This window comes from Aedoeadaptatus coli, from assembly GCF_900343085.1.
Taxonomy (GTDB): Bacteria; Bacillota; Clostridia; order Tissierellales; family Peptoniphilaceae; genus Aedoeadaptatus; species Aedoeadaptatus coli.
This window is the reverse complement of record NZ_OPYI01000004.1, coordinates 1-18,827: the sequence shown is the minus strand read 5'-3', so window position 1 is coordinate 18,827 and position 18,827 is coordinate 1. Positions and strand designations below refer to the sequence as shown.

The 18,827-nt window shown below is 52.6% G+C and carries 19 protein-coding genes; 5 read left to right on the top strand and 14 right to left on the bottom strand.

What is annotated here, in order from left to right:
* Positions 1-58: 58 nt before the first annotated feature.
* The 5 genes from DG046_RS02780 to DG046_RS02760 are packed head-to-tail and all read right to left on the bottom strand — an operon-like array spanning position 59 to position 4,642.
* Entirely contained in the window at positions 59-868 is an 810-nt protein-coding gene (locus tag DG046_RS02780) for a metallophosphoesterase (RefSeq protein WP_108831065.1), read from the bottom strand.
* Positions 869-871: 3 nt separating this feature from the next.
* Entirely contained in the window at positions 872-1,876 is a 1,005-nt protein-coding gene (locus DG046_RS02775; RefSeq protein ID WP_108831064.1) for an ABC transporter ATP-binding protein, read from the bottom strand.
* Between the two features lies 1 nt (position 1,877).
* Entirely contained in the window at positions 1,878-2,657 is a 780-nt protein-coding gene (locus DG046_RS02770) for an ABC transporter permease (protein WP_108831063.1), read from the bottom strand.
* On the bottom strand, positions 2,654-3,496 hold the full coding sequence (locus tag DG046_RS02765) for an ABC transporter permease (protein ID WP_108831062.1): 843 nt from the start codon (positions 3,494-3,496) through the stop codon (positions 2,654-2,656). Before DG046_RS02765 ends, DG046_RS02770 begins: the two co-directional genes overlap by 4 nt.
* Before the next feature lie 54 nt (positions 3,497-3,550).
* Positions 3,551-4,642, bottom strand: a complete 1,092-nt coding sequence (locus tag DG046_RS02760; protein ID WP_108831061.1) for an ABC transporter substrate-binding protein — start codon at positions 4,640-4,642, stop codon at positions 3,551-3,553.
* A gap of 289 nt (positions 4,643-4,931) precedes the next feature.
* Here DG046_RS02760 and DG046_RS02755 point away from each other — a divergent pair, with 289 nt between their 5' ends.
* Positions 4,932-5,861, top strand: a complete 930-nt coding sequence (locus DG046_RS02755; RefSeq protein ID WP_108831060.1) for a DMT family transporter — start codon at positions 4,932-4,934, stop codon at positions 5,859-5,861.
* A 182-nt stretch (positions 5,862-6,043) separates the two neighbouring features.
* On the opposite strand, the gene DG046_RS02750 is transcribed toward DG046_RS02755, so the two are convergent.
* The 4 genes from DG046_RS02750 to DG046_RS02735 form a co-directional block, all read right to left on the bottom strand.
* Positions 6,044-6,229: a hypothetical protein gene (locus DG046_RS02750; protein WP_108831059.1), complete on the bottom strand. Its 186-nt coding sequence runs from the start codon at positions 6,227-6,229 to the stop codon at positions 6,044-6,046.
* A gap of 90 nt (positions 6,230-6,319) precedes the next feature.
* On the bottom strand, positions 6,320-7,309 hold the full coding sequence (locus DG046_RS02745; protein ID WP_108831058.1) for a helix-turn-helix domain-containing protein: 990 nt from the start codon (positions 7,307-7,309) through the stop codon (positions 6,320-6,322).
* Between the two features lie 9 nt (positions 7,310-7,318).
* On the bottom strand, positions 7,319-9,040 hold the full coding sequence (locus DG046_RS02740) for an ABC transporter ATP-binding protein (RefSeq protein ID WP_108831057.1): 1,722 nt from the start codon (positions 9,038-9,040) through the stop codon (positions 7,319-7,321).
* Positions 9,037-10,782 (bottom strand): ABC transporter ATP-binding protein, encoded by a 1,746-nt coding sequence (locus DG046_RS02735; RefSeq protein ID WP_108831056.1) that lies wholly within the window; start codon positions 10,780-10,782, stop codon positions 9,037-9,039. The genes DG046_RS02740 and DG046_RS02735 overlap by 4 nt, the downstream gene beginning before the upstream one ends.
* 262 nt (positions 10,783-11,044) lie before the next feature.
* Here DG046_RS02735 and DG046_RS02730 point away from each other — a divergent pair, with 262 nt between their 5' ends.
* From DG046_RS02730 to DG046_RS02715, 4 genes are read left to right on the top strand one after another with little or no spacing between them, the layout of a single operon-like run.
* Positions 11,045-12,709 carry a histidine kinase N-terminal 7TM domain-containing protein gene (locus tag DG046_RS02730; RefSeq protein WP_108831055.1) on the top strand — a complete coding sequence of 555 codons (1,665 nt, stop codon included), beginning with the start codon at positions 11,045-11,047 and terminating at the stop codon, positions 12,707-12,709.
* Positions 12,702-13,721, top strand: coding sequence for an ATP-binding protein (locus DG046_RS02725; protein WP_108831054.1), 1,020 nt, complete (start codon positions 12,702-12,704; stop codon positions 13,719-13,721). The genes DG046_RS02730 and DG046_RS02725 overlap by 8 nt, the downstream gene beginning before the upstream one ends.
* Positions 13,697-13,963, top strand: a complete 267-nt coding sequence (locus tag DG046_RS02720; RefSeq protein ID WP_108831053.1) for a sensor histidine kinase — start codon at positions 13,697-13,699, stop codon at positions 13,961-13,963. The genes DG046_RS02725 and DG046_RS02720 overlap by 25 nt, the downstream gene beginning before the upstream one ends.
* Positions 13,953-14,585, top strand: a complete 633-nt coding sequence (locus DG046_RS02715) for a response regulator transcription factor (protein WP_108831052.1) — start codon at positions 13,953-13,955, stop codon at positions 14,583-14,585. Before DG046_RS02720 ends, DG046_RS02715 begins: the two co-directional genes overlap by 11 nt.
* Before the next feature lie 72 nt (positions 14,586-14,657).
* Here DG046_RS02715 and DG046_RS02710 read toward each other — a convergent pair whose 3' ends face one another.
* The 5 genes from DG046_RS02710 to DG046_RS02690 all read right to left on the bottom strand — a co-directional run.
* Positions 14,658-14,903, bottom strand: a complete 246-nt coding sequence (locus DG046_RS02710; protein WP_108831051.1) for a hypothetical protein — start codon at positions 14,901-14,903, stop codon at positions 14,658-14,660.
* Between the two features lie 93 nt (positions 14,904-14,996).
* On the bottom strand, positions 14,997-16,451 hold the full coding sequence (locus DG046_RS02705; RefSeq protein ID WP_108831050.1) for a PDDEXK family nuclease: 1,455 nt from the start codon (positions 16,449-16,451) through the stop codon (positions 14,997-14,999).
* A gap of 9 nt (positions 16,452-16,460) precedes the next feature.
* Positions 16,461-17,651 carry an SHOCT domain-containing protein gene (locus tag DG046_RS02700; RefSeq protein ID WP_108831049.1) on the bottom strand — a complete coding sequence of 397 codons (1,191 nt, stop codon included), beginning with the start codon at positions 17,649-17,651 and terminating at the stop codon, positions 16,461-16,463.
* 48 nt (positions 17,652-17,699) lie between these two features.
* The gene (locus DG046_RS02695) at positions 17,700-18,404 is read right to left on the bottom strand and encodes an S-layer homology domain-containing protein (RefSeq protein ID WP_108831048.1); all 705 of its coding nucleotides are present in this window, start codon (positions 18,402-18,404) and stop codon (positions 17,700-17,702) included.
* A gap of 214 nt (positions 18,405-18,618) precedes the next feature.
* A partial coding sequence (locus DG046_RS02690) for a transposase (protein ID WP_199909569.1) occupies positions 18,619-18,827 on the bottom strand: 209 nt, incomplete at its 5' end.

Below are 18,827 nucleotides of genomic sequence, written 5' to 3'. Positions count from 1 at the left end.
TGGACTGACGGCTCGATTAATCGAGCAAGGATAACTATCTGATCCATTATAAGTGAGATTAAAGCTCCGTGTCAAGGCCTTCTTCCACAATTCGGCTTTCAACGCCTGCCTCCGTAAGCTCGATGAGCCGCGCCCCCCGGGGCAAGTCGCCGTAGGCGTTGTAGCCTGTGATGCGGCCGTAGTAGAGGTTCATTCCCCGCCAATTGGCGGTAAAGTCGTTGTCGTGATCGTGGCCCACGAAAATATGGCGGACGGTGCTTTCGTTTAACAAAGCGTCCACCAGGCCCGTGTTTTTCACCGGGGCGCAGACGGTTTCGTCTTTGTGTCCCACGGCCAGGCCCGCTTTTTTCGCGTCGTCGAATTCCACCACGGGAATGTGCATAAACAAGAGGCCTTCTTTTTCTTCCCCGCCGTCTAGGGCGATGAGGTCTCGAATCTGCTCTTCGTAGACGTAGGCGTAGTTGTGGTCCTCGTCGTAGTCGCCGCTGTCTAAAAAGTACAGGCGGTAGTTTCCCGCGTCGAAATAGTAGAGCTCCCGCCCTTCCACAGAGGCGAGGCCCAGCTTTTCCACGTGGTGTTTCATGTGGTACACGAGCTCCTTCAGCACCCGGCGATTATAGACGCTTTCGCTGTCGTGATTGCCCCAGGTGATGGCCACGGGAACGCGCAGGCTGTCGAAAAAGTCCAGTACGCCGGATAAAATCGTGAGGCTTCCCGATTCCAATGACCAGTGAATGTCCCCGGTGAGGACGATGAGGTCCGGCTCCGTGGCCTTGACTAAGTTCCGCACCAGGGCTTCCGTGCGCTTGTCTTCTCCCTTAAAGGGAAAGGAGCCGAAGTGCAGATCGGTGAGTTGCAGCAGTTTCATGGCTTACACCATCCCGATGATTTCCGATTTCGGCATGTACACCGTCACCTTGTCGCCGACGCGTCGCATATTGGCGCTTCGGTTCAGCTGGTCCAGTTTCAACACCTTTCCCCCGTCCACTTCGATATACAGGCGGTAGATGGAGCCCCGCATGGAGGTGCGAATGACTTTGCCTTCGTAGGCGTAGGCGTCGTCCATGGCTTCTAAGGAGAGCACTTCCGGGCGAATGGCCACGTAGCTGTAATCCGCATGATCGACGGCGCCCATGGAGGCCGCTTCTTCTTTCGTAAAGAGATTGTAGTCGCCGATAAAGCGGGTGGCGAATTCCGATTGAGGATGGCGGTAGATGTAGGTGGGCGAGCCTTCCTGCACGATGTGGCCCTGATTCATGACGAAAATGTAATCGCTCATGCTCATGGCCTCTTCCTGATCGTGGGTGACGAGGATCACCGTAATGCCCAGTTCCGCCTGAAGGGACTTAATGAGCCCCCGTAGCTGCACGCGAATCTGCGCGTCCAAGGCGCTTAAGGGCTCGTCCAAGAGAAGGACGTTCGGTCTCGTGACCAAACTCCTGGCCAGGGCCACCCGCTGTTGCTGCCCGCCGGAGAGATTGGCCGGATAGGCTTCTTCTTTTCCCGTGAGGCCCACCAAATCGATCATCTTTTTCGCTTCCGCATCCCGGGTCGTTTTGTCCACGCCTTTCATTTCCAGGCCGAATTTTACATTGTCCAGCACATTCATATTGGGAAAAAGGGCGTAGTGTTGAAAGACCATGCCCAGGCCGCGATCTTTCGGCGCCAGGCCGTCGACGCGCCTGCCGTCGATAATGATTTCGCCTTCGTCGATGGAATTTAATCCGGCGATGGCCCTGAGCAGGGTGGATTTTCCGCAGCCGGAGGGGCCCAGGAGGGTGGCCAATTGACCGCGGGCGATTCTTAAATTCAATCCGTGTAGCACTTCCGTGTTACCGAAGGATTTTCTTAAATTGTTGATTTCGATAAAACTCATATTACGCCTCGTATCCTTTCTGTTTTCTCGTAAGGCCCAGGGCGCCGAAGGTGATGGCGCTGATGACGATAAAGTAGAGAATGACAATGGCCGAGGCCATGTGCCCGTTGACGGAGAGGGATTTTCTCAAAAAGATTTGCACCGTTTCAAATTTCGATCCCACCACCAAATTAATGATGACAAATTCGCCGAAGAGGGTGGAAAAACTGAAGAGGCAGGCGGAAAACACCCCGGGCATAATCGTCGGCAGGATAACTTTTCTGAAGGTCGTCCAGGGAGTCGCCCCGAGGATTTCCGCTGACTCCATCAGGGTCTGTGCGCCGATGGCCCGAAGGCTGTTTAAGGTGCCCTGGCGAATCATGGGATAGATGAAGAGGATGTAGGATCCCACCACCACGGTGAGCATGGGGATGCCCAAGGCGGCATAGGTGTTCATCAAAGCGAATGCTAGGATGACGCCGGGAAAGGCGTAGCATGCGATGACCATGGCTTCCGCCACCTTTTCCAGGCGCGGGTAGTAGACGTGGATGGCAAAGATGCTCGGCACGATGATCGCGGCGCCAACGCTTACGGCGATAAGCGACAGAATGCAGGTGCGTCCCAAGGCGCGGAGAAAAGTTTTATTCGTAAGTAGCTTCCCGAACCAGGCGAGGGTGGCGCCTCTGGGGAGCATGGTGGAAGACCAGTCCGTGGAGGTGGCGTAGAGCAATGTGGCCAACAGGGGCACGAAAAGGTACAGAAGCATGAGGACGATGGCGGCGTTTTTTGCAAATTTTTTCATCCTTTACTCACTTTCTCGGCCCGCTTGGCCAGTTTGTCGCCCAAAATCATGTTGATGAGAAGAATCAGCGCCAGCAATACGGACAAGGCCGCGCCGATTTCCGGCCGGGCGAAAATATCCCCGGTCACCGTGTTGGCGATGCGTATGGAGAGGAGGTTCACCCCGGTGCCCGTCAAAGCCTCGGCAGAAGCGTAGGCGCCCATGGCGTTGGCAAACATCATGGCGAAGACGCCGACGATGGAGGGCATGAGCACGGGCAGACCGATGCGCCGCCAGAATTGAAAGCTGCTCGCCCCTAAAAGCTCCGCCGATTCCCGCCATCCCTTGTCAAGGGCGTCGTAAATGGGCAGAAGGAGGATGATGCCCATGGGCAGTTGAAAATAGAGGTACACGATGCAAAGGCCCCAGGGGGAATAGAGATTGTAATTCGCGAGCCAGTCGATGCCGGCGCGGCGGCCGAAAATGAGGAGCACGCCCGAGGATCCCAGGAGAATAATGTAGGCGAAGGCCAGGGGAATGCCGGCGAAGTTTGAGGTCATGTTCGCGATGACCACGAAGGTTTCTCTGAGCTTTTTCGAATGACTCACGATGGCGTAGGTGGTCACCGTGGTAAAGACAATGGCCACGACACTTGAAAAGAGGGAAATTCCCACGGAGTTTTTAATGGCCGCGGTGTACATGGACCCGGTGAGGATCTCTCGGTAATTGGCCAAGGTCCATCCGCTCCCCGGAGACTTAAAGCTCATAAGGACCATATTCGCCGAGGGAAAGATCAATACGGCCACGGCGATAAGGGCAAAGAGAATCATGGCCAGGTGAAAGGGCAGCCGTCGTTTCATAAACATCTCCTTTCGAAATAAAAAGGGGCCCGAAGGCCCGAAGTTGTGCTGTATCTACTTCATATAAGCCATGACGTTTTCTTGCCACAGCTGAGCCAGTTGCTTGGTGCTTTCTTCCCAGGCCTTGCTGTCTTTGACCTTGTAAATGTCCTTGTAGGCCGAGGGAGGCAGGAGTTTTTTCTTGGCTTCGTCGGAAATCTTGGCATTTTCGCGAATGGGCCGTGCGTAGCCTTTGGCCAAATTATCCTGTCCTTCGTCGGAGAGAATAAATTCCCGGGCCAAAGCGGCGGAGTAGGGATTGGCGGCGTAGCGATTGATGATGGTGGTGTAGCCGGTCATGACCGTCACCGGCGGCACGGTAATCACGAAGCGGTCCCGATCCACGGCATCGGCGTAGTTCAGGGCGTTAAAGTCCCACAACATGCCCACTTGCACTTCCCCGGTTTCCAAATTGGCCAGAGATGCGTCGGTGGTCTTCAGGCGGCCTTGCTCGGCGAGCTTCTTGAAAAAGTCCAGGCCGGGCTTGAGGTTCTTTTCGTCCCCGCCATAGGTGACAGCGGCATTTAAGAGTGCGAATTGACTTTGATTGGCCGTTTCCATATCGCCGATGGTCAACACATAATTGCCGTTTAAAATATCGTCGAAGGTCTTCGGCGGCTCAACCCCTTCAGGCAGATTTTGTTTGTCCGTAATGAAACACATTTGTCCCGTGTAGGCCAAGAGCCAGTCGCCGTCGTCGTCCTTCGCCCATTCGGGAATGTCGTCCCAGTAAGAGGTCTTGTACTTTAAGGACAGGCCTTGTTCTTCGGCTACGGGACCGAAGGCGATGCCCACATCCCCGATGTCTGCCGAAGCATTGGTTTTTTCCGCGGCAAACTTTGCAAGCTCTTCCGCCGAGGACATATCCGTATCCGAGTGGCTGATGCCGTAGGTCTTTTCAATATCTTCCCAGGTTTCCTTCCAGTTGGCCCAGGCATCGGGCATGCCCACGGAGTGGACTTGTCCTTCTTCCTTCGCCTTCTTTTCCAGCTCTTCCACTGTAATCTTACTTAAATCCAAAGCGTCCGTGGCCGTGGATTCTTTTGCGCAGCCCGCGAGCAGCAGCAGGCCCAAAGCCACAACCAACCATTTCATTCGTCGAATCATTGCATCCTCCTTGTGCATTTGTAAATTTTTCATCCCCCATAGCATAAACCATGTAAATTATAGGAAAAGCAAATCCTTATTAAATCCCCGTTAGCCCTTGTAAAGTTTCCGTTTTCTTCCTTTTCATTCTTGAAAAATTCACCTCTGGCTTATCTTTGTATACATCGGCCTTTCGCCTTGACTTTCCTCAAACGCGGCCCCCATAATAGACATAGTGTTTCACTTGTTTCAACGTCGACGTTGCCGTTTAACCTGTGAAACAACGCATCAAGAAAGGGGTCATGCTAATATGCTCAAGGGTATGCTTTTAATTTTTTTGTCCACATTTATGTGGGCTCTTAACGGTAATGTGGGCGCGTATATTTTTCAATACAAGGGCTTTACGCCGGATGTTCTCGTCGCCGTGCGTCTGATTATCGTAGGCATCGTCCTCTTTATTAACGACTTATACCACAGCGGCCGCTACGCCTTTCGCGTAGTGCGCAAGCGAGAAAATATCCCCGCCTTTCTTCTCTACTCCATCGGCGGGATTTTATGCATGCAATACGGCTACTTCACCGCCATCTCCTATTCCAATGCGCCGACGACGACCTTGATTCAATACACGGGGATGTTTTTCGTCATCTTCGTCGTAGCCATCAAAGAGCGGACCTGGCCCAAGCCCATCGTTTATCCCACCCTGGCACTGTGCAGCCTCGGGCTCTTTCTTATGGTCACTGGCGGCGACCCGTCGAATTTAAAGGTGAATAGTCAGGCGATTATTTGGGGGTTGATTTCCGCCGTAGGATTTATGAATTTCAACCTGGCGCCCACGGGCCTCTCCAAAACCTATCGCTCCATGGAAATTATTGGGCCCTCCATGCTCTTGGGCGGCATTGTTCTCACTTTGTTGACGCGGCCGGATTTTACCGCACCTACCTGGGATGCAACCGCCACCCTCTGCGTGCTCTACACCATTATCGGCGGCACTCTGATCCCTTTCTGGACCTTTCTGGAAGGGGCCCGCTACACCGGCGCGCAGAAATCCAGCATCTTCGCCCTGTCCGAAGCTGTGTTTTCCACCATCGTCGCCATGGTGCTCTATCATCTGACCTTTAAAACCACCGACCTCGTCGGCATGCTGATGATTTTCGGCTCCGTGCTTTTGCTCTCTCTACCGGAAAAAAAGAAACCCAAAAAACAAAAACCCCTTCGGGAGCGCGTCCGCGAAGAGGATTAAGGAAGACAGCCGTCTTCCTTTTTTATTTGTCTATCAACCTTTGTGACATCAGTCGAATCGTGTTCTCTCATTATAAAATAGGATCCATTGAGGATTGACTATCAATGGATCCTTTAAAGGCTTTCGTGGAATGCGACGCCGCAATAATGTTCCGCACAAGGCTGATGACGCCTTTAGACAACTTATTCTTTTATCTCACCCAACAGGCATGAGATTAAGCCCAATCCGACGGGCACAAGGGGCAGCGCAAAATAAGAAGGAATGCCGCCCATTGAAGCACTGAAATACTCGAGCCATAGTCTTACCAATTGCAAGAGAATGTAGGACAAGGCGATGGTATAAAGACAAATTCGACTTCTCCGGTTCATAATTCCTCCTTTACTGAACAATTGTGTTTTTAATTTATATATTTATTGCAGATTTGTCAATGAGAAATTCGCACTCGAATGCGGAATACTTTATGGGATCACTCTGGACGTTGGCTTGGCTTTTTTTGTGTCATTTTTCGATTGGCCGAAGCATTTTCTGTAAGCCGACGGAGATAATCCCGTAAACTGCTTAAAGGCCCGGGAAAAATTCGACGGGTTGTCGTAGCCTACGGACTCGGCGATGTAGGTCATGGAGGCGTTGGTGTCGATTAATTGCCGCTCCGCTTCCATCATGCGCAAATTCGCCAGGTATTTCATGGGAGTGTATTGGTAAGTGCGGATGAATTTGTTGATGATCGTGGATTTGGAACAACCAAAGACTTCTTCCAGGCGGTCTAAGGTCACGGGCTCCTTTAAATTCTCCCGTAAGTACTGCTCGATTTCAGCAACAAATTCATCCTCCGTCTCTTGAAAATAGCGCTTGCGATTGGCGCTCACTTGCTCCTTGGAAATGGTGGAGAGAAGTCGAAAGGCCATGAGACCGATGCCGGCGCGATCCGCTTTTGCCAATGCGTCGATTAAGCCGCGGGCTTCGTCCAGAGCATCTTTTCGCTTCACCGTAAAACCCATGTCCTTGACCTCTTTTACCGCTTCGACAAAATCTCGGGACAGATCCGCCAAAAACGTGCGTCCCTCGATTTCATCGGGTGCCACCACGATATTAAAAGCGACGATGCCCTCTTGCGTACCGTAGGAAGCCTTGGCTTCGGGAATCGCTTTACCCACAAAAACTTCCGCCGAGGTGATTAACACTTTGCTTCCGTTAATGTGGGTGTAGTAGTTTCCGCTGCTGCAATAGGCTATGCGATAGCCCCGCCTGCCGCTGTGAGCGGCATTTTCCGAGCGATAGCGGCTCTTTATGTTGATGTAATCGACGAAGACGCCGGGGGCGATGCGATAGGTGACCATGGTGTCCTCATCGCTATCAACGCCTTCAAAATACATGGTGTCCGCGTCGTAATCCACGACGCGAAAGCCCCAAGACTCAATGCCTTCCACCCAATCTTCTAAATTCGTCATGGCATTCTCCTAATAGACATAGGCATCGGAGCGCTCGAAGCTTTCGATCATGGTGCGGTAGGTGGGGCTTTCTTTCAAAAGGGCCTCGTGGCGTCCACAGGCTTCGATCTTTCCGCCGTTCATCACGATGATCTGATCCACCCCTTCGATGGATTTCATGCGGTGGGAAATAATCATCACCGTTTTGTTTTTTATCAGCCGATTCAAGGATTCCTGAATGTATTTTTCGTTTTCCACATCCAAGGACGCGGCGATTTCATCCAAAAGAATGATCTCCGCATCTTTCAAAAAGGCGCGGGCGATGGAGATTCGCTGCCGCTGGCCGCCGGAAAGGCGGGAGCCGTTTTCGCCGATAATTGTGTCGTAGCCCTCAGGCAATTGCTTTACGAAATCGTCGCAGCCGGCACGTTTCGCCGCTTCGTAAATTTCTTCTTCCGCGGCATCGTATTTGCCGATGCGAATGTTATCGAAGACGGAGCCGTTGAAGAGGAGTACGTCTTGAAAGACCATGGACACGTGCTTAAACAGATCCTCCGTTTGAATGGCCGACAGCTCTTTGCCGTCCAGCGTCATGTGTCCGGAATCGTAATCGTAGAGGCGGCTCACCAAGCGGAGCAAGGTGGATTTGCCGCAGCCGGAGGGGCCCACCAATGCCGTTACCGTGTTTTGCTTCGCTTCAAAGGCGATGCCATCGATGACGTTCTTTTTCTTATCGTAGGCGAAGCAGACATCTTCCCCGGCGATGTCAAAGCCGGTGAGGGCCGTCGGGCTTCCCGTTTGTTCCGGCGCATCCACCAAGCTTTTGATTTTATCGACGCTACTTGAAATGTAGGCGATTTCCGCGTGGGCCATGGTGAAGGCGGTGGTGGCGTCGATCAGGCGGGCCGCCGCAAAGACATAGCCGGCAAAGTAGAGCACGTTAATGGTGCCGCTTTGCAGAAGCCGGGTGCCCGCCACCATGGCAAAGCCCAGAGACAAAAAGCTAATTGCGCCGGAAAAGGTGACGGGAAGAGCCTGACCTAGCTCCGTGTGAATGTGCACGGCTTCGTTTCGCCGCACCAGTCGCGTCGCCTCACTTTTCTTTGTCTCGCTTAAATGGTAGGACTGAATCTCCTCGTGAAGATCGATAAGTTCCTGAAAGGCTTTCGAGGACTTGCGCTGACGAAGATAATACTTTTTCGTCGCTCGTTTTTGCATTTTTTGCGACAGATGGGCGAGAAAAATGCTAAGCACAATGGGCGCCAAGACGGCGAGCCCCAGAAGGGGTTGGCCGATGAGAAGCATGATGCCGATCACCGCCACCGTGGCAAGGTAGGCGTAGTAGGTCGGCACGGAGTGAGACAGGGCGTGTTCGATGGCCTCCACATCCTTCATCATGGTTTGGGAGACATCGGTTAAGTCCTTTTTATTAAAGGAGGACAGGGGCAATTGCCTGATTCCCTCGGCGATTTCCATGCGCAGATTCGCCGATTCTTTGTAGGTTTCGTTAAAGGTGGTGTGGTACTCCTTATTGATGACCAGAAACATGACTACGCCGATAAGCACAAAGCCCAGAGTCCCGTAAGCTGTATTGAAACTTCCAAAGCCCAAGAGGCCGTTGGTGGCATACATTAAGAGAAACATGGGGAGCATGTAGGTGATGTTTTTTAAAAAGCCGTAGACCGTCGCCCGCCACAGACCGTCGGCTCCCCGTTCCGTGAGGGCGTAGGTTTTTTGTAAATACTTTTTCATCCGTCGATCCTCCATTCATTGGCCTCGTGATACAAGTTGACAAACCGGGCGTAGCGGCCATCCTCTTTCATAAGGGCGTCGTGATTGCCTCGTTCGATGACCTTTCCACCTTCGATAAAGAGAATCTCGTCCACGCCGCGAATGCTGCTCACGCGGTGGGCGATCATAATTGTGGTGCGGCCCTTCATTAAGTTGGAAAAGGCCTTTTGGATCTCGTATTCGTTTTCGGGATCCGCCGCCGCTGAGGCTTCATCCAAAATGAGGATCTTCGGATCTTTTAAAAACAGTCGGGCGATGGCGACCCGTTGGCACTCGCCGCCTGAAAGCTTCACGCCCTCGGCGCCGATGACGGTGTCGTAGCCTGCGGAAAATTTCTCCTTGAATTCTTCGCAGCGGGCTAAGGCCAGGGCCCGATGCACTTCTTCCGGGGATGCCTCGGGGCCTGCAAGTTTCACATTATCGTAAATGGACAGGCCCTCAAAAAGCTTCGCCTGTTGAAACACCATGCCCACCGTTTCCATGACCGCTTCTTTGTCGTAGGCGTTTATGGGCTTCTCGCCGATGATCACTGCGCCTTTATTCACCGGATAGAGCCCGGAGACGAGCTTGGCGATGGTGGATTTGCCGCCGCCGGAAGGACCGACAAAGGCGTAAACTTTTCCCGCATTCAAGTGGAGGGAGAAGTCGGAGAGAATTTTTTCGTCCTCATAAGAAAAGTCCACATGGCTAAAGGAAATGGATCCGTCGCCGAAGTCTCTTTCCTTTCCGAAGACCATTTTCTTTTCCTCCATCTCTTTAAACAGGACCTCCAATGTATCCACGGCGCGATTGGCCTGCACGTGATACATGGACACATACATAATCTTCATAATGTTGGCAAAGAACATGCCCATAAACAGCGCGAAGAACAAGGCCTTTGCCGCCCACAGGCCCCCGGCGTCTCCCGCCCCTACGCGGTAGACTGCGTAGAAAACAGGCGCCACGATAAATAAATTCAATAACCACTGAAAGGTGACATAGGGAATGCGGCAGGACATGGAGTAGTTATAAACCATGTCGGCGTAATCGTTGATGGTACCGTACAGGCGCTTAAAGCTCACGATGGGCGCGGCAAACAGCTTCACCACCTGCATGCCCCGCACGTATTCCACGGCTTCGGCATTTAACAGATCCAGCTGCTCCATATAGGCGCTCATAAACTCTTTTTCCCCCATCATTTTGAAGCAGAGGAAGCCCGACAAGAGGACGATGACGCCGAAAAAGCCAGCCAGCCGCAAATCCACCAGGCCGATGACGACAAACATAAGAATGGGCGTTAAAATGGCCACGGTCTGATCGGGAATCAAATGGGCCACGGCCATATGGGTCTGCTCCACATTGTCGTCGATGATTTTGCGCACGCGCCCCGATTGGTTTTTGTCGTAAAAAGTATTGGACGCCGTCAAGAGATGATCGATGCCCTTTTCCCTCAGGCGGGTCTCCAAGCGAAAGGCCGCCAAGTGGCTCATCCATGTGCCGAGAAAATAGAGAATCCCGTAAGCGACAAATGCCGCTACCACGCGAAGGGCGTAATCGCTGCCCGCGCTGAAATCCTGTTGAATGAAAATGGCCTTTAGGGCGAGCCACAGACAGTAATAGCCGAATAAATGACAGCACACGGCGATCACGGAAAAGGCGGCCGATAAAAAGCCGTTACTTCGCTTCTCCGGTATGTAAGAAAATAATTTTCGATAGGTGTTCAAACAGATCTCCTTTCATTAATGATAGTGTTTATCCTTTATCTTTTAAACACAGTGTAGCGATTTTCTTTCTCCCTGTCTATTCATAAAAGCGAAATTATTCATTTCGTATAACGAAATCCACGCACGCCCGGCGATGCGAAGCCGGCCCGGCCAGTTGCCGCGGAAATGAAGCCCATGGGGCGATTTTTCTTGATATAATAATAAAGAACCAAAGTGTTTTAAAAGATGCGCGGCCCCCGTGCCGCCTCAGAAGGAGTTCCCCATGTACCGAAAAGAGATCACGACCTATATCTTCTCGATTCTTTTAATTGCCGCGGCCGCGGCCGTTCAATTGGCAGAGGCCCGTGATGCATTGCCTTTTACGGGGAAGACCTTGGTGTTTTTCCTCTACGCCCTTGTCTTTCTTCTCTGGGCGAAAAATATGGAAAATCGCGTGCTCCGCGCCGACGTGGCCCGGCGATTTAAGCTGATCTCCCTTTTGCTTATCGGCTATTTGGCGACGCGCACGGTGAAATACGAAATCCTTATCGTATCTTCCACGGCCGTTCATTGGATTCGCTACATATACTACTTTTTCATTCTCACCACGGTCCATTTGGTCTTTTTCACGTCCCTCTACGTGGGCAAATCGGAGCGAGAGGCCATCGACAGGCGCTGGTATCTCTTTTGGATTCCCACCGCATCGTTGATTCTTTTGATTTTGACCAACGATCTCCACGGCCTCGTCTTCGTTCCCTACGCCCACGCCTCGGGCTTTAAACAGTACGGCCCGGCGTATCTTCTCGTCAACGGCTACATCCTCCTTCTCGCCGCCCTGACTTTGATCATTACCTCGAAGCGGTCCTTGGCACAAAAGCGCCTGCGATCCATCGCCGCCCCGGTGGGGGTTTTGGCCCTTTGTTTTATCTACACCATGTACTACATTGCGGATGCGCCCTCTTTTCACTATGTGAAGATCGCCTTTCAAAGTGCGGAGTTTAACAGCCTCACGGTGATTCTCTTTATCGAATCCTTGGTCTTTACGCGGCTCATCGCTTCCAATCGCGGCTACGACACGTTTCTAAGTCTCTCGTCACTGAATATGGGCATGATGGATTTAAAAGGGAACATGGTCGTGAAGCCAAACAAGGGCCCGGAGGTCAGCGCCGATGCAGTGATGCGGGCCGAAAGCCGCGCCATCGCCGTGGACGAAAACACGCTCCTCGAGAGTTCGCCCATTCATGGGGGCAGCTGTTTTTGGTTTGTGGATCTCACGGATTTCAACCGCCTGAAGGCACAGCTTCTCTCCGTCAACGAGGAAATGCTCAACGAAAACGAATTGCTCATGGCCAATAACAAATTAAGGGAAGAAATGGCCAAGGTGGAAGAGCAGAAGGAGATTCGCGCCGCCATTAACGAACATCTCAAGCCCCAATTCGCTCAGCTGAAAACCATTATGGCCGCGCTGCCCGAGGAGAAGGGGGCCTATGAAGACGCCTTAAAGGGCGCCTGCCTACTGAATGTATACATTAAGCGCTTCTCCAATTTATTTTTGCTTGCCAGGAACAAAAAGAGCCTTACCCTTTCCGAGGTGCGCCTGGCCTTCGACGAATCCCTGGACTACCTGCGGCTGAAAGGCGTGATTACCTCCGACACCTGGACGGTGGAGGGCGTAGTGGATGCCGCTCTCGGTCTGAGTCTTTACGCCGCTTTTCAAATCATCTTGGAGGCCCATCTCCATTTTCTCTCGGCGCTATTTATTCACTTTAAGGAAGACGACGAGGATCTTCTGCTTTCCATCTACGTGGAAACCGAGGAGAAGATCTCCCTGAAAAGAGAAATCCTCGAGGTGCTTCCCCCGAAAGGCGTCGCCTTTACGGAGGAATTTGAAGAGATGCTCTGCATTCGGCGCTTCTCCATCAGTAAGGCGGTGATGATCGATGCTTAATCTTTCCACAGCCGGCCTCGCCCCGTTATTTATCGCAAGCCTCGTGATCCTTCTCATCGCCCTGGATCTTTCCGTGGAGGCGATCCTCACCTTGCGCGTATCGGGCCTCGTTCTTCTGAGCGCCCTCTTGGTCGCGGCCGCACTTCTTCCCGCCCAAGTGGTGGCGGAGCTGGGCACCGGGCACATGCACGTGGCCACGTATTTTCTGTCCATGCCCCTTTTCGGCTTCATCGCCTATCTCCTGCTTTTGCTCCTTTTTGAAGGCGCCCTGGCGCGAAAACTTTCCATCCTAAAAAAGGAACAGCTGGGGGAAAACTCCGTAAAAGAAAGCGTGGACAATCTTCCCGACGGGATTTGCTTTTCGAAACTTGACGGCACGCCTCTGTTGGTGAACCGCCAAATGCAGGAAATCAGCTATCAGGTCTTCGGAAAAAAGCTCGTCAACGACTTGCTCTGCGCCAGAGACATCGAAGCCAATCGCATTAAGCCTCGGACAAAAATTTTGCAGCGGGAGCCTTTGATCGTCGAAAGCAATTCCAAGGTGTGGCAGATTAAAATCATCCACCACGGCTTGGTGAAAGAAACCTTGGCCTACGACATTACCCTGGAGTGGGCTCTGTACGAGGAAATCGAAAAAATTACCCGGGCCAATCAGCGGATGAACGCCGAATTAAAGGTGTACCGGGAAAAAATCGGCGAATACACGAGGCTAAAGGAAACTTTACAGGCCAAAATAAAAATTCACGACCGCCTGGGCCAGGCACTGATTTATTTCAGGCGCTATTTGGAAAAGGCGGAGAAGACGCCGGAGGATCGCCGCCGGTTGGAGACCCTGTGGGGGGAATGCCTTCTTCTTTTCGACGAAAAGGAGGAGCCTGTGAAAGTTGCCTCGGCCTGGGACAAGTTTATTACCACGGCGGGGCCATCGGCGTGCACGTCATGGTGGAAGGCGAGGTCCCCGAAAGCAAGGAAGATCAGGCGGTCTTGGTGGAATTGGTCCACGAGGCGTTAAATAACGCCATTCGCCACGGCCACGCCAAAAAGATTTGGATCACGCTGAAAGATCAAGGGCCCACATTTACCTGCTGCATTAAAAACGACGGCGACTTGCCCACGGGCCCGGTGGAGGAAAAGGGCGGCTTGAAAAACATGCGCCAACGCCTGGCCTATTACGACGGCAGTCTGGCCGTTCGAAGAGAGTCGTTCTTTGAATTGGATTTATCCTGGACGAAAGGAGGTTTTCGTGACGTATAAACTCATGATCGTCGACGATCAATTCGTCTCCCGCGAGCTTTTTCGCCTTATTCTGGACAAAAGTCCCGATTACGAGGTGGTGTATTCCGTGGACACGGCCATGTTTGCCGACACCTACGTCCTGAACGGGGACTTGGATTTGGTGATTATGGACATTCTCATGCAAGACGGCTCCAACGGATTGGACGCGGCGGAAAAAATAAAGAAGCTGAGGCCGGAGATAAAAATCGTCGCCGTCACCAGCATGCCGGAAGTTTCCTGGATGGATCGGGCAAAGGCCATAGGCATCGACAGTTTTTGGTACAAGGAAGCCTCGGAGGCCGGCATCCTCGAGGTAATCGGCCGCACCCTGGCCGGGGAATCCATTTATCCTGAACAAACCCCGGTGATTCAACTGGGCCTGGCGAAATCCACGGAGTTCACGCCTCGGGAAATTCAGGTGCTGCGCCTTTTGACCACCGGCGCCGGAAACGACGAGATCGCGAGCAAATTGGAGATCTCTCTGAACACGGTGAAGACCCACGTCATGCACCTGATGGACAAGACGAGCTTTACCAGCCGCACCCAGCTGGCCATTCAGGCGCGCATTACGGGCTTTGTCATCGACGAAAGTGAACAGTGAAGCCGCGGATATCCTCCGCGGTTTTTTTGTGCCCGCAAAAAAAGAGCCCGCCTCTGCGAGCTCTTTCGCCGGTTAATTGACGCCCAGCACTTCTTTGTAGCCGTCGGTAACCGGATCGTATTCTAAAATCGCCGTGCCGGTTTTGTTAATAAAGAAATGGCGTACGTGATCGGTGAGGTTTTTATCCACGGGATTGTCTTTGCGCAGGGTGACGCGGAAGCCTTCCTCCCCGTGATTGTTGTAATTTGCCGTCTCGGGCAGAACGTCCGTAGCGTAATAACCCTCATCCAACAGGCTCATCTTCTTCAGCCGGTCCATCACTTCCGCCGCGGCGTTTTCTGCAATGCGTCTTTTTCTTGGTTTTCTCCTTTCGGCCTACGCGGTTTATCTCTTTCTGGTCGCACGGGAGATTTACTTCTTTTTCTTCTTCTCTTTCATGATCTTTTTCACGTCGTCGCCTTTTAAGTCCATGTAGTTTTCCTTCGCGATGCGGCTCGTGGTCACGCCGTGTTCCGAGTGCAGGAACTCATCCACGCAATCCAAATTGGAGACTTCGCTCTTCGTTTCGAATTCGTAGGTATGGCGGGCGTCTTGATTTCTGTATTTTTTTACCATGCTGAAGAAGTAGATAAAGCCGCCCAAAAGCAGGAACCAGACAATGTCCCGGCCCTCTTGAATCTTCGTGCCGTCGAAGAAATCCATGGCTAAAATAATTCGCAGGACGACGGCGGCAAAGAAGCTCGCGATTTCCACGAGAAGGGAGACGAGAGAGAGTTTGCCGTAGTTAATGGGCACGCTTCCCATGGTCTCTTTGGTTCTGGCGTTGACGGCCACGTAGTGGAGGAGCTGCTTCTTTCCCTTGATCTGCATGTAGCTGTAAAGCCACACGGGCAAATAGGCCGCCTTCCACGCGTCGCCTTTCACGGTGAAATCTTCCTGTTTCCAGTGCACGCCCCGGTCGTAGTCCTTTAAGGTGTCCACAATGGCCAGGCGGGCTACGTCGGCGCTTTGCACGTCGGTAATGTCTTTCAAGCTTCCGATGTTTGTGTCCCGCTTCTCCGAGGTATAGCCCCGAAGGTAATTGGCATTGTAGGCCACGCAATTTTCCGTGTCGAAGGGCAAAATGGAATTAATGATGTTGGTGGTCTTGGTCTTGGATTTGTAATCCAATTTGTCGCTGCTGGATTCGATGGGAAGATCGTCGATGGTAATGTCGAAGTCCCGCTCCACGTGGTAGGTGTCCACATCGTATTCCCTGTGTTCCCCGTCGTCGTCTTTGACCATGTAGCTGTTGGTTTCGATTTCGCCTTCCCCGGACAGATTCATGTGGCCGTTCACATCCACCAGCATATAGGGAAGGTAAACGCCGCAGATATTTTCCGTGGTAAATTCCCTTGAAAATTTCGGATGGGCGAATTTTCTTCGCTCGCCGACGAATGCCTCGATTTCCTTCTGGGCCTCTGCCTTGGAGATGCTGAAGGGCAGGAGCACGTCGGGCACGGCGCCGTTTGGAATGACATCGTTAATGGAAAGGGTGTTGCGGCACCAGTGGCAGCGGGCCTGAGTGGAGGAGGCCGTATCCACGACGACTTCCGCGCCGCAGCTTTCGCATTTTAAGGTGATGACATCCTCGGCATCGGCGTCGATGTCTTTGGCGCCGCCGCTTACGGTGCTTCCCTTTAAGGTCTCGATGGCCGCATCGTCCGCCGCGCGAATCAGTTCAAATTCGTGGCGACAGAAATTGCAGCGCAGCTTTCCGGTTTTCGTGTTGGTCTGAATGTCCGTGGCGCCGCATTTCGGGCATTTGATTTGGCCGTTGGCTTTGTCTTCTTCCGCAAGGGCGGTGTTCATCTTTTCATCAGCCATAATCCACCTCTAAAGTCCCAATAGTTCGGATTTGATTTTGTTGAATTCATCCTCGGTAATGACGCCGGCGTCCAGCAATTTTTTCATTTGAATGAGCTTTTCCGTGGGATCAGCGTCCTGCGCCGGCGGAGCTTGGTTGGCCGCATTTTGAACGCCTGCCTGTTGATTCACCGGCTGCTGTGTCGCGCCCATAACATTCCCTGCCGCGCCCATACCCATGCCCATAAAGGCCATGTTGGCGCCGCCGCCGTTTTCTCCCGCCGCCTGCATGCCGCGGGCCACGGATTGTTGCATAAAGGAATTGCCTCGGGCCCCGGAGAGGGCATCGGCACGCTTCACATCTTTCATCATGGCCTTGGTGTCTTCGTCGTATTCCATGGCCAGGATGGCGGTCTTCACAATTTGCAGGCCGCGGCCCGTCTTCCATTGATAGCCTTCTTCCACGGCGTCGGTGAGGCTCTTGGCGAAGCCCATTTGATCCCCTTGAATGCGGCTCATGCGATTGCCCTTGGAGGGATCGTTGGTGTAGTTGGAGAAGGCGGCGGAGAGGGAGCCAACCACTTCGTTAAAGAGCTGTTCCGCCGCGTCGTTGTCCATGTCGCCGAAATCGAAGACCGGCGCGTTTTGGATCAAGAATTTTTGCGGCACGAAATTTTTCACGAAGAGCAAGGGATCCACGATCTGCAAGGTGTAGGTGCCTCGGGTCACTGCGCCGACTTGGGTGCCGAAAAAGGCGTCATCCCAATAAATTTCACTTTGTGTGCCGAAGCGATTGTTGGGAATCTCCTTTAAATTGACGTAGAAGGCCAATTGTTGGGCGCCGGCTTGGCCGCCGAATTGAATTTTTTCCCAGGTGGACTGAATCAGGCTGCCCACGGGATCTTCCGTGGTGAAAATGCTTTGGGCGTTTGGATCGTCGGTTTCGTAGATGAATCCGCCGGGCTCGGCGACAATGCCTGTAATGGCGCCGTCTTTCATGGTAATGAGGGCCGTCCCTTCGGGCACGATGATCTTGCTGCCCGAGGTAATAATGTTGTCGCTTCCCTTGGTGTTTTCGCCGCGGCCGTGGTTGATTCCCTTGGCTTCGGCGGCAAAAATCGCTGCCGTGGCAGGAATGCCTTCTGGCACCATGTAAAAATCTTTCCACTGATCGGCGAAGCTTCCGCCTAAAGCGCCGGTAAATGCTTTAACAAATCCCATGATGTCCTCCTTTTTCTTTCATGTCTCTCTTACTTTCAGGTGATCGTCTTATCCTTTCGGCAGTTCCACTCTGGCGTCGTCATACAAAAGGCGCACGGCCAATGCCACCGCTTCGTTGCGGCGGATCTTTCCGTCGGGGTTAAAGCGCATCCATTCGTCGCCGACAGCCACCCCCATGCGGTACATCCTCAGGATCTCTTGATGGTGGGGCGTGCTTCTGTCCACATCGGGAATGTCCGTTAAGGGCACGTCGGGATTTAAAAACCCCCGCCCCGGCCGCTGATCCACGTAGGCAAACATGCCCGCGACGTCCCTTCGCTTCGCCGGTGCCTTCCAATTTTCGCAGGCATCGAGCGTGACTTGGCCTTGTGCGACTTTCGGATTTCTGTAAATTCCGTTGTCGTAACAGTAGCGCAGGTATTGCCCGTACCACGGCGAGGTGCGATTCGCTTCAAAGTCGGTATATCGTTCCATTAATCGATCGTGCAGTTTCGCCGCCATGGTGGCCACTTCCCCCATGGTCACGTAGCCTTCGGGGTCAAAGGTGGTTTTCGTTCGCCCGTTAATAATTCCCTCGTGGTAAGCGCATTGGACGTAGAAGCTGTACCAACTATCCTCGTCCACGTCGATAAAGGGCAGGTACTCTTCCCCATCGGGCATAATGTTGCCCCGGCCGGCATAAACATTCGTTGAAACGAACGGCATGCAGATCAAGGCCGCCACAAGGAGAAGGGCAATGCGTCTCTTTTTCATAGAGGACTCCTTTCTTCTTCATCAATTGAATCTCTTGATAGCTTTAGTTTAGTCTATCGTTGTAAAGCATCCATCACCTGGAAGTATGACATAAGGGCTTTTCGAAAAATTTTCCACGACATTTGAAAAAAGGGCACAAAAAAAGGGTTCTATGTCAACCATTGGGGAGTCTAGTGAAAACTAGGCTCCTTTTTGTTTTCCCAAATGCCATCTATCACCGATCTTTTGAACAGACAAAAAGCAGTTTTGTTCGGAAATGATGAAAGTTTTGCATCCCAAAGGCCACACGCTTCACCGTCTTGATCTTGTTGTGCGTTCCTTCCACGTAGCCGTTACTCCACGGGTAATCAAAGCTGTTGGTGATCTCCTCAAACCAGTTGGTGTAGGCCCGTAAGCAGTAGCGCCACTCCCTTTGTCCGCCTT

What these genes read in the sequence shown, in the direction of transcription:
- DG046_RS02730 (WP_108831055.1), top strand. Translation starts at nt 11,045, where the DNA reads ATGTACCGAAAAGAGATCACGACCTATATCTTCTCGATTCTTTTAATT.
- DG046_RS02695 (WP_108831048.1), bottom strand. Translation starts at nt 18,404, where the DNA reads ATGAAAAAGAGACGCATTGCCCTTCTCCTTGTGGCGGCCTTGATCTGC.
- DG046_RS02725 (WP_108831054.1), top strand. Translation starts at nt 12,702, where the DNA reads ATGCTTAATCTTTCCACAGCCGGCCTCGCCCCGTTATTTATCGCAAGC.
- DG046_RS02760 (WP_108831061.1), bottom strand. Translation starts at nt 4,642, where the DNA reads ATGATTCGACGAATGAAATGGTTGGTTGTGGCTTTGGGCCTGCTGCTG.
- DG046_RS02710 (WP_108831051.1), bottom strand. Translation starts at nt 14,903, where the DNA reads ATGGACCGGCTGAAGAAGATGAGCCTGTTGGATGAGGGTTATTACGCT.
- DG046_RS02705 (WP_108831050.1), bottom strand. Translation starts at nt 16,451, where the DNA reads ATGGCTGATGAAAAGATGAACACCGCCCTTGCGGAAGAAGACAAAGCC.
- DG046_RS02740 (WP_108831057.1), bottom strand. Translation starts at nt 9,040, where the DNA reads ATGAAAAAGTATTTACAAAAAACCTACGCCCTCACGGAACGGGGAGCC.
- DG046_RS02775 (WP_108831064.1), bottom strand. Translation starts at nt 1,876, where the DNA reads ATGAGTTTTATCGAAATCAACAATTTAAGAAAATCCTTCGGTAACACG.
- DG046_RS02780 (WP_108831065.1), bottom strand. Translation starts at nt 868, where the DNA reads ATGAAACTGCTGCAACTCACCGATCTGCACTTCGGCTCCTTTCCCTTT.
- DG046_RS02770 (WP_108831063.1), bottom strand. Translation starts at nt 2,657, where the DNA reads ATGAAAAAATTTGCAAAAAACGCCGCCATCGTCCTCATGCTTCTGTAC.
- DG046_RS02755 (WP_108831060.1), top strand. Translation starts at nt 4,932, where the DNA reads ATGCTCAAGGGTATGCTTTTAATTTTTTTGTCCACATTTATGTGGGCT.
- DG046_RS02750 (WP_108831059.1), bottom strand. Translation starts at nt 6,229, where the DNA reads ATGAACCGGAGAAGTCGAATTTGTCTTTATACCATCGCCTTGTCCTAC.
- DG046_RS02745 (WP_108831058.1), bottom strand. Translation starts at nt 7,309, where the DNA reads ATGACGAATTTAGAAGATTGGGTGGAAGGCATTGAGTCTTGGGGCTTT.
- DG046_RS02700 (WP_108831049.1), bottom strand. Translation starts at nt 17,651, where the DNA reads ATGGGATTTGTTAAAGCATTTACCGGCGCTTTAGGCGGAAGCTTCGCC.
- DG046_RS02765 (WP_108831062.1), bottom strand. Translation starts at nt 3,496, where the DNA reads ATGAAACGACGGCTGCCCTTTCACCTGGCCATGATTCTCTTTGCCCTT.